At 64.7% G+C, this 10,555-nt stretch carries 20 protein-coding genes and 1 pseudogene; 11 read left to right on the top strand and 10 right to left on the bottom strand.

Features of this window, described 5'->3' with window-relative positions; genetic code table 11:
• Positions 1 to 60: 60 nt before the first annotated feature.
• Positions 61 to 327, bottom strand: coding sequence for a translation initiation factor IF-1 (infA, locus tag CB0205_RS0106555; RefSeq protein WP_010310444.1), 267 nt, complete (start codon positions 325 to 327; stop codon positions 61 to 63).
• Between the two features lie 178 nt (positions 328 to 505).
• Here infA and CB0205_RS0106545 point away from each other — a divergent pair, with 178 nt between their 5' ends.
• The 3 genes from CB0205_RS0106545 (at position 506) to CB0205_RS0106530 (ending at position 1,867) form a co-directional block, all read left to right on the top strand.
• On the top strand, positions 506 to 1,189 hold the full coding sequence (locus CB0205_RS0106545; protein WP_071777948.1) for a pseudouridine synthase: 684 nt from the start codon (positions 506 to 508) through the stop codon (positions 1,187 to 1,189).
• Between the two features lie 191 nt (positions 1,190 to 1,380).
• A complete protein-coding gene (locus CB0205_RS15880; protein WP_010315702.1) occupies positions 1,381 to 1,524 on the top strand; it encodes a hypothetical protein in 144 nt (47 codons plus the stop codon).
• A 4-nt stretch (positions 1,525 to 1,528) separates the two neighbouring features.
• Positions 1,529 to 1,867: a hypothetical protein gene (locus CB0205_RS0106530; RefSeq protein WP_010315700.1), complete on the top strand. Its 339-nt coding sequence runs from the start codon at positions 1,529 to 1,531 to the stop codon at positions 1,865 to 1,867.
• On the opposite strand, the gene CB0205_RS0106525 is transcribed toward CB0205_RS0106530, so the two are convergent.
• Positions 1,864 to 2,112: a hypothetical protein gene (locus CB0205_RS0106525; RefSeq protein WP_010315697.1), complete on the bottom strand. Its 249-nt coding sequence runs from the start codon at positions 2,110 to 2,112 to the stop codon at positions 1,864 to 1,866. The genes CB0205_RS0106530 and CB0205_RS0106525 overlap by 4 nt on opposite strands.
• 89 nt (positions 2,113 to 2,201) lie before the next feature.
• On the opposite strand from CB0205_RS0106525, the gene CB0205_RS0106520 reads away from it, so the two are divergent.
• A complete protein-coding gene (locus tag CB0205_RS0106520) occupies positions 2,202 to 2,708 on the top strand; it encodes a hypothetical protein (RefSeq protein WP_010315695.1) in 507 nt (168 codons plus the stop codon).
• Here the strand turns inward: CB0205_RS0106520 and CB0205_RS0106515 are convergent.
• Positions 2,705 to 2,890 carry a hypothetical protein gene (locus CB0205_RS0106515; RefSeq protein WP_010315693.1) on the bottom strand — a complete coding sequence of 62 codons (186 nt, stop codon included), beginning with the start codon at positions 2,888 to 2,890 and terminating at the stop codon, positions 2,705 to 2,707. The two genes, CB0205_RS0106520 and CB0205_RS0106515, sit on opposite strands and share 4 nt — an antisense overlap.
• A 160-nt stretch (positions 2,891 to 3,050) precedes the next feature.
• Here CB0205_RS0106515 and CB0205_RS16300 point away from each other — a divergent pair, with 160 nt between their 5' ends.
• Entirely contained in the window at positions 3,051 to 3,215 is a 165-nt protein-coding gene (locus CB0205_RS16300) for a hypothetical protein (protein ID WP_010315691.1), read from the top strand.
• 8 nt (positions 3,216 to 3,223) lie between these two features.
• On the opposite strand, the gene CB0205_RS15875 is transcribed toward CB0205_RS16300, so the two are convergent.
• Positions 3,224 to 3,394 (bottom strand): hypothetical protein, encoded by a 171-nt coding sequence (locus CB0205_RS15875; protein WP_010315690.1) that lies wholly within the window; start codon positions 3,392 to 3,394, stop codon positions 3,224 to 3,226.
• Positions 3,395 to 3,541: 147 nt separating this feature from the next.
• On the opposite strand from CB0205_RS15875, the gene CB0205_RS15870 reads away from it, so the two are divergent.
• From CB0205_RS15870 to CB0205_RS0106490, 3 genes are read left to right on the top strand one after another with little or no spacing between them, the layout of a single operon-like run.
• The gene (locus tag CB0205_RS15870) at positions 3,542 to 3,706 is read left to right on the top strand and encodes a hypothetical protein (RefSeq protein ID WP_010315688.1); all 165 of its coding nucleotides are present in this window, start codon (positions 3,542 to 3,544) and stop codon (positions 3,704 to 3,706) included.
• A 7-nt stretch (positions 3,707 to 3,713) separates the two neighbouring features.
• Positions 3,714 to 4,253, top strand: a complete 540-nt coding sequence (locus tag CB0205_RS0106495; protein ID WP_010315685.1) for a DUF2808 domain-containing protein — start codon at positions 3,714 to 3,716, stop codon at positions 4,251 to 4,253.
• Positions 4,254 to 4,264: 11 nt separating this feature from the next.
• Positions 4,265 to 4,747 carry a hypothetical protein gene (locus tag CB0205_RS0106490; RefSeq protein WP_010315683.1) on the top strand — a complete coding sequence of 161 codons (483 nt, stop codon included), beginning with the start codon at positions 4,265 to 4,267 and terminating at the stop codon, positions 4,745 to 4,747.
• Here CB0205_RS0106490 and CB0205_RS0106485 read toward each other — a convergent pair.
• The 4 genes from CB0205_RS0106485 to CB0205_RS14350 are packed head-to-tail and all read right to left on the bottom strand — an operon-like array spanning position 4,744 to position 7,305.
• Positions 4,744 to 4,959, bottom strand: a complete 216-nt coding sequence (locus CB0205_RS0106485) for a hypothetical protein (protein ID WP_010315681.1) — start codon at positions 4,957 to 4,959, stop codon at positions 4,744 to 4,746. The genes CB0205_RS0106490 and CB0205_RS0106485 overlap by 4 nt on opposite strands.
• A 60-nt stretch (positions 4,960 to 5,019) precedes the next feature.
• Complete coding sequence (locus CB0205_RS0106480; RefSeq protein ID WP_010315679.1) at positions 5,020 to 5,982, bottom strand: NAD(P)H-binding protein; 963 nt, start codon at positions 5,980 to 5,982, stop codon at positions 5,020 to 5,022.
• Positions 5,983 to 6,042: 60 nt separating this feature from the next.
• A complete protein-coding gene (petM, locus tag CB0205_RS0106475; protein ID WP_010315676.1) occupies positions 6,043 to 6,144 on the bottom strand; it encodes a cytochrome b6-f complex subunit PetM in 102 nt (33 codons plus the stop codon).
• A gap of 18 nt (positions 6,145 to 6,162) precedes the next feature.
• Complete coding sequence (locus tag CB0205_RS14350; RefSeq protein ID WP_010315674.1) at positions 6,163 to 7,305, bottom strand: N2,N2-dimethylguanosine tRNA methyltransferase; 1,143 nt, start codon at positions 7,303 to 7,305, stop codon at positions 6,163 to 6,165.
• On the opposite strand from CB0205_RS14350, the gene CB0205_RS0106465 reads away from it, so the two are divergent.
• Both CB0205_RS0106465 and ilvN read left to right on the top strand, forming a co-directional pair.
• A complete protein-coding gene (locus CB0205_RS0106465) occupies positions 7,295 to 8,278 on the top strand; it encodes an alpha/beta fold hydrolase (RefSeq protein WP_232197254.1) in 984 nt (327 codons plus the stop codon). The genes CB0205_RS14350 and CB0205_RS0106465 overlap by 11 nt on opposite strands.
• On the top strand, positions 8,275 to 8,805 hold the full coding sequence (ilvN, locus tag CB0205_RS0106460) for an acetolactate synthase small subunit (protein ID WP_010315670.1): 531 nt from the start codon (positions 8,275 to 8,277) through the stop codon (positions 8,803 to 8,805). The genes CB0205_RS0106465 and ilvN overlap by 4 nt, the downstream gene beginning before the upstream one ends.
• Here ilvN and CB0205_RS0106455 read toward each other — a convergent pair.
• Together CB0205_RS0106455 and CB0205_RS0106450 are read right to left on the bottom strand one after the other, a co-directional pair.
• Positions 8,802 to 9,503, bottom strand: coding sequence for a peptidylprolyl isomerase (locus CB0205_RS0106455; RefSeq protein WP_010315667.1), 702 nt, complete (start codon positions 9,501 to 9,503; stop codon positions 8,802 to 8,804). The genes ilvN and CB0205_RS0106455 overlap by 4 nt on opposite strands.
• Positions 9,504 to 9,506: 3 nt before the next feature.
• Positions 9,507 to 10,073: a photosystem I assembly protein Ycf4 gene (locus CB0205_RS0106450; RefSeq protein ID WP_029626171.1), complete on the bottom strand. Its 567-nt coding sequence runs from the start codon at positions 10,071 to 10,073 to the stop codon at positions 9,507 to 9,509.
• Between the two features lie 183 nt (positions 10,074 to 10,256).
• Between CB0205_RS0106450 and CB0205_RS14345 the strand changes: the two are divergent.
• Positions 10,257 to 10,555, top strand: a pseudogene (locus CB0205_RS14345) (photosystem II D2 protein (photosystem q(a) protein)); the annotation flags it as partial.

The following is a 10,555-nucleotide window of genomic DNA, read 5'->3' as shown; positions in this document are numbered from 1 at the left end:
ATCTAGGCGGCACGGCCCACAAAAAACCCCTGGCCGCTCTGGCCAGGGGTTGAAGAGTGATCAACGACGACGGGGACCGCCAGGACGGTTTCCACCGGGACGGGGGCCGGCGTTGGCGTTGCGCTCGCGGTAGGTGATGCGACCGCGGCTCAGGTCGTAGGGGCTGATCTCCACCAGCACCTTGTCGCCCGCCAGCAATTTGATGCGGAACTTGGTCAGCTTGCCGGCGGCGCGGCAGAGGCATTGGTGGCCAGCGGGCTGCTCGAGGGTGACCAGGTAGAACCCGTTGCCCTGTTCCTTCTCGATGACGCCGGAGGTCTCAATCATGCGCTGCTGCTAGTGGCCAACCCAAGTGCTCACCACAGCTTAGTTGTCGCTAGGGTCGCGGCTCACGATTGTTTTGGCAGCCGGCATGGTTCTCCCCCCCGTTTCGATGGATCTGGGTCTGCTGATGATCTCGATCGGGGTTGTGAATCTCTGGAAGGCTCGCCAGGCCTCCTAAACCCTGACCACCCTTCTGTTCCACAAGCCCTACGGCGTTCTCAGTCAGTTCACCCCTGAAGAGGGCAGTCGCTGGAGTTGCCTGGCCGATTACATCGAGGTTCCCGGTGTCTATGCAGCGGGGCGGCTGGATGCCGATAGCGAAGGCCTGTTGCTGCTGACCAGCAACGGAAGACTGCAGCAGAGGCTGACCGATCCCTCCTGGGGCCACTGGCGCCGCTACTGGAGCCAAGTCGAGGGCGTTCCCAGCGAGGATGCCCTCAACGCCCTGCGCTCAGGGCTGGTGATTCAGGGCCAACGCACCCTGCCCGCCCAAGCGCAGGCCCTGCAGGACCCAGGTTGGCCCGAGCGTGATCCACCCATTCGCGTGCGCCAGAGCATCCCCACCAGCTGGCTGCAGCTGGAGCTCCGGGAGGGGCGTAACCGGCAGGTGCGGCGGATGACCGCGGCCGTCGGACTGCCCACCCTGCGGCTGCTGCGGGTGGCGATGGACCTGATGGATGGAGGCCCACCTCTCAGCCTGGACGGGCTGGCACCGGGCCAGTGGCGATCGGTCAATGACGACGAAGATCGACGGCTTCAATCCCTGCTGCAATCAGGCCGGGGCGGCCGCGCGGGGGGCGGAAAGTCGGGCCGCGCTGGAGGCTGGGGGAAGGGTGGCGTCGCCAAAGCCAAATTCCGGAGATAAGACAGGGGAAACGCGCGCGCTTTCCCATGGACTACGCCGTGCCCCTACTGGTTGCAGGCATTGTGAGCGCTCTGGCTCTCTATGGAGTGCGAGAGTTGATCCGTGAAGTTGCCGTTGTGCTGGCGCACAAAGGCCATGCCGGGAGCAGCTAAGCATTGAGGAGCGCTGGGGATCTGCTTCGAACAGCAGCGGTGCTCAGCTTCTGGGTCCTGCTGGTCAGCACTGCCGTTCTCTCCTCTCAGCTGCGGCTGCAGCGCTCCAAAAACAGCATTGATTTTTGCGCCCAGGACAGCCTGAGCAAGGTCTGCAACTTCCACGCAGTGCTCACGGACTGATTCGGTGAAACAGCTACCTGGCCGCCAACGCCCCCGCTGGATCACGGTCCTGCTGCAGGGTTGCGCCGCCGTGGTGGCCACGATCTGGCTGGCCAGCCTGTTGCCCTATCTGCTGCTAATGGCGCTGGTGGTCAGCCTGATGCTGATCCCGACACTCCGGCGCCTGCGCAAGGAGGCCGAGCAGACGGTCGCCGCGCAACAACGCAATCCCTTCCAGGGGACTCCGCTGGAGCCGTTTTTCGAGAACCTTTACCGCCAAGCGGCCCCACGGCCGATGGTGGATGTCACACCACCCCACCGCAAGCTGATCCGCACCTTCTGGCAGTGGCGCCAACGGCGCTAGATGCGTTCCCGGTGCTTGGTGCGTAGGCGCTCAGTCACCAAGACTCCTTTGGTGCCGAAATCCAGGCCATCCACGAGGGCGACCTCGGCCTCAATGCCCTCGGCCCTGAGCTGCTCGATCAGGCCCTTCATCACCTGCTCCTCCACCAGCTTCTGGTCCAGGCGGTCGGGGGTCAGCGCCTCAAACAAGCGGTTGGTTTTGGCCGCAACGACCTTGGAGGCGTTGGTGATTTTTAAAACCAGCATTCGCCTGAATCGAGGCCGCGCCCGGTAGTCCTAATCGCTTCATCCAGGCTCCGCAATCGCTACGGTCTGCCAAAGGGGGAGATCGGGCGATGGGGGATTCCGAGCAGTTCGTCAAAAACCTCGTGGGCGATGTGCGCCAACTGCTGCGCGCGCCAGCCAATTTGGTCAAGGCGGAACGGGAATGGTCCCTCTCCACAATCTGCGCTGTGATCGATGCCCGAAACAGCGCTCCGCAGGTGGTCACCACCCACGTCGGCACGATCAATTCAGTGCTGGTGGCCAGTAGTGCCCTCGATCACCCCTTATTGCAGTCGTTTCTCAAGCGGGCCAGGGAGAGTGACCCAGAGCGGGCATTAACGGAATTCCTCGACAGTTCCGAGGCGGAGGCCTTCACCGAGGTCTATGAGCGTTATCGCGAAGAGCGCGAAGAAAAGGGCCATGCGGTGTGGTCCGTCGGCGATTCTGCAGCCTTTGTGGCCAAATCACGGGAGGCCTGGAAAGACCGCGAACTGGCCTGCGTTGCGATCACTCCAGGACCAACCAGCAATACCCACGGGGTCCTCACCTTCTCCCTACCCCTGGACTGGCTCTCCTAGCAGGAGAGGCCCTGCTGGTGCTCGATCGCCCACTTGGTGGCTGCCTTTTGGGTCTGCCAAGCCTGCATCAATTGCTTGGCTAGATCGCGTAATTGGTCCGGATCCGTTGTGGCATCCAGAGCGCGATTGAAACGCTCAATCTCAAACTGCTGACCAACCGTGAGTTCGATCGCGTTGGACATTGCGCCTTCAGTCGATGACTGATGGAAACGTATCGGGCTGAACCAAGCAAGACGTAACAGCAGCTACGAGTCAGCGCGATTGTCAGTGTTTCAGGTTGTAAGCAAAGCCACGCCGCCTCGTCCGCGCAGTTGAGAGTGATGGTCTTGCAGATGCAATCCGATGCAGCTGAGTTGGGCCCAACATCTGCAAACGGCCCGACTGATCGAGCGCAGCAGCCATCAGGATTGCGGTACTGCCCTCGCCCTCATGGGCATGGCCCTGCTGGTCCTCAGCGAAGACCTAGCCCGCGCTCAAGAGCAAGAACGGGCTGCGGTCCTGAGCTGACAGCCCCCTCAGGCGCTCTTGAGGTCGCAGTGATCGTCCGCGTGGAGTTCCTGATCGGCCACGAGCAACAGGTCCATCAGGCTGGCGAAGTCATGCTCTGAGAGCTCGCCGCTGGGCTGCCACTTCAGGCAGGTCCTCCGTTCGCAGCTTCCGGATTCTGGGTGCCGTTGATCAGCCATCGTCCCCTCCTCTGGCTGTGGTTCTTTTCCTACGACGAGGGAAAGAGTGGTGTCCAGAGCAGAAATACCGGGCCTTACGCAAACATGAAGACCCGTCCAAGGACTGGCCTGTTAGTGCTGGAGTGGACCAGGCGCAAGCGGTGAGACATGGAACAGCACGGTTCTTCAACTGCAGACCAGGCGGCCGCCGACCGGGACTGGCAGGTGCACAACCCTCGGATCTCCAGCGAGCAACTCGAAGCACTGCGCCAACAGGAAAAGCTGGTGGCCCACCGCCTGCGCCTGCAACAGCAAAAGGATCTCGCGGCCTAAGCAACGGATGTCACGGGTCCTGCGCTGGTTCCTGCTCGGGGCATTGAGCCTGGGAGCTACGACGCCTGGCCGATCCCTTGAACTCAACGGTCAGAGCTATTTCACCCAGCCCCCCTGGAGGGTTGAGTTCACCAAATACGACTGGCTCGTCGACCAGGGGGGGCCTGAATATTTTTTCACCGTCTCACTTGCGCAGAACGCCGGGGCAGATCTCGGGGGACTGGTGATCACCCAAACCTCAGGCAGCGATCAGACCTTCTGGATTGACCCCACACAAACCACGGCGTTCTTCGGGCGCCCGCGCCAAGAGGGGACAGCGATTCCGGTCCGCGCCCAGTTCCATGAACAAAAACGGATCATGCGAGTGGAGTTTCCCGAGCCACCGCCCGCGGGTTCGACGCTGACCGTGGTCCTGCGGCCACCCAACAACCCCTCCCTCAACGACCTCTATCTCTTTGCAGTCGAGGCCCTGCCAGCGGGCCCCAACCCTGCTGCTGCATCCCTGGGCTTCGCCAGGATGGAGATCCTCGATGACTGGGGGCGCTAGAGACTGCTGCCATGGCAAAGGACAGCGGCATCCAGGCTCTGGTGGAGAGCGTGCGCGAGGAGCTAGCGGACATCGCCCGCCAGGCAGAAGCGCAGGCGAGCTGGTCCCTTGCGCTGCCTGTGGCCGTGATCGATGCCCGCAAACCACCCACCCGGGTCTACGCGACGGCGATTGGAACGATCGGATCGGTGCTGCGCATCTCCCGCACCGTGGATCACCCCTTAATCCAACAGCTCTTCGTGCTGCATGAAGAGATCGGACCCGAGCAAGCGATTGAGGCCCTGCTCAACGGAGCCGATGGCGAGGAATTTGCTGAGCTTTGGGAGGAGTACCGGGAAGAGGCCAAAGGCGAGCTGGTCTGGGGGGCGAACGACGCGGCTGCCTTTGTGACCAAGAGCAAGGCCTGCCATCAAGACCATGAACTCGCTCTAGTCGCCTTGGTTCCGGGACACCTCTATTCCTGCGGTGTCCCGATCCGCTCCCTCACCGCCTAGCCCAGGGCGTCCTTCAGCTCACGCACCACCTGGAGCTGCCCGTAGTAGTAGTTGGCGCGGGCACGGCGATCGGCATCCTCCATGCTGTCGACTACGTCAAAACCGACGGTCTGCCAGAGATCACTGCCGCAGGCGCGGCTGACCTCTTCGACGGCCTCTTGCTCAAGCAAACCGAGACGACGCTGCAGGTTCTTGATCTGAGCAATGGCCACCGAGCTACCTCAACACTGAATTGATAGTACAAGCGAACCACTCGCTGCGCCAGAGGGGCGTCAGAAGGGGAGCTTCTTCTTAGCGTCCTTGTCCAGATCGGCCTCCATGTCGCGCAGGCGCTTGAGGATCGTGTCGTAGTACTCCTTCAGGTAGGCCTCCATCTCGGTGGTCTCCGCGGGGTCCAGGCCGAAGGCGGCATAGCTCTCCTCCATCGGAGCCGACAGGGGCTCGCCACCGCCCATCACCTTGTCGAAGGCCAGGCGTTCCGCCACGTTCACGGCGGGCTCAAAGAAGGAGCTGAAGCCCTGCATCAACCGCAGCAGGAAGGGCTGCACGCGAATCACGCGAGCACTCTTGCCGGTGTACTTCTCACACATCTGGGTGATCTCACCGGTGCTCCAGGCCCGATTTCCCACCACCGGGAAGGCCTTGCGGCTGGTCTCCGGGCGAGCCAGGGCGGCCACCGCAAAGCGGGCCAGGTCCTGGGTGTTCATATAGGCAATCGGGGTCGGCGTGCCGCTCACCCAGACGGTCTGGCTTTCCAGAACCGGAATCGCGATCTGACTGATCAGGCCCTGCATGAAGGCCACAGCGCGCAGGATCGTGTAGTCGAAGTCGGAATCGATCAGGGCCTGCTCGGTGCAGTGCTTGATGTCCATCAACGGGACATCGCGATGCTTCTCGGCCCCCAGGAGGGAGAGGAAGACAAAACGCTTCACCCCGGCGCGCTCACAGGCGTTCAGGAGATTGAGCTTCCCGGTCCAATCGGTGTCGTAGACACTGCCCGCATCCGTGGCCCGCGCCGTCGCGGCATCAATGACAGCCTCTTGCCCCTCTAGGGCGTAATCGAGGCTGTCGGGCTCCAGCAGGTCGCCGCGGGTCAGTTCACAGCCCCACTCCTGCAGGAAGGCCGCCTTGCGCGGCGAACGCACCATGCAGCGGACCTGATGGCCGGCATCCAGGGCCTGACGCGCGATCTGGCGACCCAGGGTTCCGGTTCCACCGATCACCAGGACCTGCATCGGGCTGACTCGAAAGACGCCCGAGCCTAAAGGCGAGCCGAACCGGCCCGCGATCAGGGATCAGTTGTCGCCTTGGAGCTTCAGCAGCAGGGCGCCGCCCACCAGACCCAGGGGAATCAGAACCCAGAACAGCGCTGCGGTGCCGAAGATTTCCGAGGCCATGAACCCAAGCCGTAACGGCTACCTATTTAGCGCAGAAGCCAGCTCCACCACGCGTCTGAAGGGCGCATTGCAGCGGAACTGAGCAGACATCACCCCGGAGCGCTTGGCCTCATAGCCCTCCGAGCGCAGGCCGTCGATCAAGGCATCCAAGCGGGGCGGGCCGCCCCCCAGACGTTTTGCCAGCACATCCAGCGGCCAACACGACACCGGCAAACCGTCGTCAGCGCGCAGCCCCTCCAATAGACGGCGGCTCGCCGGAGCCAGGCTCTGCTGGGGCAGGGCCTGGGACTCCTCAAGCAGCTCCTGCAGAACCAGCGGGTCCTGCAGGGGGCCCAGCCAGAGGGGCCCCGAAATTGCCAGGGGAGCGGCCGAGTCATCACCGCAGGCGCAGGCCGGCCATCGGCGCAGCCGCAACAGGCTCTGTTGGGACTGCTCCGCACAGCGATGGCAGTAGGCCCAGAGCCCCAACTGCTCCTCCTCCCGAGGCTGGGGGCGACGCAACAACTGAACGGCCGTCCGGAAGGTTCGCCCCTCACTAAAGGAGAACAGGGGGCGGATGCCCCGGCCGAGGACCCAGGCGGCCTTAGCCACCACCGCCAACTGAAGGCGGAGGGCCAGCTCCCAGCTGGAGGGATGGGCCCGCGCTGCAGCCCCCAGGGAGCGGATCGCCGCGGGGCGGTCATGGCCTGTCGGAGAGCGACCGTCGGTGCTGGCCAGGTAGAGGACCCCGCCGAACTCCAGGGCCTCTAGCGCCAAGGGCACCAGGGCTGTGGGACAGCCAAAGGCGTCCAGGTCGAGCAGATCGAAACGCCGCTGCTGCATCAGGCAATCGGCCAGCAGGTGCTGGGCTGTGCGGGCACTGATCTCCAGCCGACGGTCCCCCAGGGGCTGGAGGTTCTCCTGCAGCAGGGGCAGGCGATCCCCGTCGGCATCGTTCGCCCAGACCTCCTGGGCCCGCCCCTCCAGGCCATAGCGCAGGGCGCGGATGCCGCAGCCAGCCATGGCATCGAGCACCCGCCCGGGCCGCTCCCGGGTCAACCAGCGGCTCAGGAGCACCCCCGCATCGCGGGAGGGACGGGATTGCGGCCGAAAAAAGCCCGGCCCCAGCACCAGTTGCGCGGCCCCTTCGCAATAGTGAGCTGGGCTAGCCGTGTCGGCCACTGTGACTGCGCCACCGCGATTGAATCTCCAGCCTGCCTCTGCGGGGGTGCACTGGGGTGAACACGGGACATGGCACTGGCAAGGCCACGCCTGCCATTGGCGCGTCGTCGGAGAGCGGAGCGCACCTGCGCTGGTCCTGATCCATGGCTTTGGTGCCGCCAGTGGCCACTGGCGGCACAACGCCGCCGCCTTCGCGCAGGCCGGCTGGTGCGTCTATGCCATCGACCTCGTGGGCTTTGGCGACTCCAGTCAGCCGCGGCACCGTCGCCATCGCCCCCTGGACAACAGGCTTTGGGCGCGGCAACTCCAGGGCTTTCTGGAGCAGGTCGTCCAGGGACCGGCGGTCCTGGTGGGCAACTCCCTGGGGAGCCTGGTGGCCGTGACCTGCGCCGTCTTTTTTCCCACCTGGGTGCAGGGAGTCGTGGCGGCCCCGCTGCCCGATCCCACGCTGCTGATGCCCCTGCGGCGGCGGCGGCCCCGCTGGCGCCGGGCCTGGAAGCGCCGGCTGGTGATCGTCCTCTGCCGGATCCTGCCGCTGGAGCTGCTGGTCCCCCTGATCGCCCGAACACCGCTGTTGGATCTCGGGCTGCGCAGCGCCTATCAGGACCAGGGGGCGGTGGACGGCGAACTGCGGCGGCTGATCGCCCGTCCGGCCCTGCGTCCCCAGGCGGCCCAGGCCCTGCGGGCGATGAGCATCGGCATGGCCCTGCGCCCCCGCGAAGCCACCGCCGCCCCACTGCTGCAACGGATGCAGCAACCACTGCTGGTGCTCTGGGGCAGCCAGGACCGCCTGGTCCCAGCCCAGATCAGCCGGCAACTGCAGCCCCACAAGACCGATCTCCAGCTCCAGCTGCTTCAGGAGCTGGGGCACTGCCCCCACGACGAACACCCTGAACTGTTCAACAGGGTGGTGACCACCTGGCTGGCACGTAACTTGGGGAGCGGTCAGCCACGCGAACAGCCCTGGGCATGAAGCACACCCTCTCGGTGCTGGTGGAAGACGAATCCGGTGCCCTCAGCCGCATCGCTGGTCTGTTCGCCCGTCGCGGCTTCAACATCGAAAGCCTGGCCGTCGGCCCGGCCGAGAAGCGCGGCCACTCCCGTCTGACGATGGTCGTGGACGGTGACGCCCAAACCCTCGAGCAGCTCACCAAACAGCTGGACAAGCTGGTGAACGTGCTGGCGGTCACCGACCTCACCCCGATCCCTTCGGTGGAGCGGGAACTGATGCTGATCAAGGTCTCGGCACCGCCGGAAAACCGCGCCGCCATCCTCGATCTGGTGCAGGTGTTCCGCGCCAAGGTTGTCGACGTGGCCGACAGCGCTCTGGTCATCGAAGTCGTGGGGGACCCCGGCAAGCTCGTGGCCATCGAGAACGTGCTCGAGAGCTACGGAATCCTGGAGATTGCCCGCACGGGCCGCATCGCTCTGGAGCGCGCCTCCGGAGTGAATACGGCCTACCTGAAGGTCACCAGCCTGGACAAGCGGGTTCCCGCCTAATTGGCGTCGCGCACCAGCGTTCCGCCCTCTAAGACGCTGGCGCTGATCAACTTGTCGCCCTGGTTGATCTGATCGACGACATCCATCCCCTTGGCCACCCGGCCAAAGACGGCATAGCGACCGTCGAGCTCAGGCATGGCCCGCAGGGCGATGTAGAACTGCGCGCTGGCTGAGTTGGGATCACTGGAGCGGGCCATCGCCAGGGAGCCGCGCTCATGGGGCAGCTTCAGACGCTGCTGTTGGGTTGGACTGGTCACAATCTCCCCGTAACGGGGGCCGGATTCACCCTCAAACAGCAGTTCCAGGGGGATGAAGCGCGGCTGGCCGCTGGAGGGGTCGATGAAGCTGCCGGTTCCCAGAGCCGAGACAGGGGTTTCGGGCTTGGAGCTCTGGGGGTCGCCGCCCTGAACGACAAAGGGAATCGGCTCTTTGACCACCCGGTGGAAGACGGTGCCGTTGTAGGCGCCGCGGCGGACCAGATCGACAAAGTTGCCAGCGGTCAGGGGGGCCTCCGCCCCGTCCAGGCTCAGCTGAACAACACCCTTGCTGGTTTTGAGCTCGACCAGGGCCTTGCCCTGCAGGCAGGGGACTCCCGCTGTTCCGCAGCCGTAGCTCGCCGTCGGCGAGGGGGCGGCGCAGGCCACCAGTCCAAAGGGACTGAGGACCAGCAAGAGGGCTAGAAGAAGGGAGCGCACCATCGCTCAGACGCCCTCCAGGGGAACCCCAAGGAAGCGGGCCAGCTCAGCACCGCCGCGCTCCAGCTCCGCCAGCGGCATCGGCTCACCGACGGTGGTCAGGGGCAGATCGCGGCGACCCTGAACGCGCAGGGCCAGACGACGGCGGGGATTGAGGCCGTCGCGCACGTCCACCTTGACCGCCTGGATCTCCTTGAGGGGAGTGCTGACACTGATCAACTCGCGGAAGCCGCGGCGGGTGACCGTCAGCTGACCGCTCTTTTTATTGAAGCTGTTACTGCCGGCGCCCACATCGATGGCAATCACGGCCCAGAGATAGGTGGAGAGCAGGGCGGCGGCGATGCCGTAGAGGCCCATGACCAGTCCCTGGGGAACCCAGGAGAGGGCAGCCGGGTGGCCGATCGGCAGCAGATCCTTGCCCAGGTAGCTCGAGGCGCTGGTCAGGAGAAAACCCAGTCCCCCCGTGCTGACCACAGCGGCCACCAACACATTGGAGAGACGGCGGGAGCCCACCACCGCCTGCTCAAGCAGATCAGAGGAGGGTGCAGCCTTGGCGGCGGAGGCCGATGCCATGCAGGGCAGGATCCGAGGGCCTGCCATCTTCGCTCCCCCGCGCGCCCCTCTGGGGAGGACTAGGCATTAGTACTTAAAAACGCAATGGTGACGTGGCGTGTCAGGCCGTCAAAACCCGCCTCGCAGCGCCAATGAACGTTGTTACCATCGCCCGGTAACCCACAGCTCGCGGTTTTCCCACCCATGACGATCGCTGTAGGGCGCGCGCCGCAGCGGGGATGGTTCGACGTCCTCGATGACTGGCTCAAGCGCGACCGCTTCGTTTTTGTCGGGTGGTCGGGTCTGCTCCTGTTCCCCACTGCCTATCTGGCACTGGGTGGCTGGCTGACCGGCACCACCTTTGTCACCTCCTGGTACACCCACGGCATTGCCAGCTCCTATCTGGAGGGCTGCAACTTCCTCACCGCTGCGGTGAGCAGCCCGGCTGATGCCATGGGCCACTCTCTCCTTCTGCTCTGGGGCCCAGAAGCCCAGGGCGATTT

This window comes from Synechococcus sp. CB0205, from assembly GCF_000179255.1.
Taxonomy (GTDB): Bacteria; Cyanobacteriota; Cyanobacteriia; order PCC-6307; family Cyanobiaceae; genus Vulcanococcus.
The sequence above is the reverse complement of the archived record's forward strand: the minus strand, read 5'-3'. Positions and strand labels throughout refer to the sequence as shown.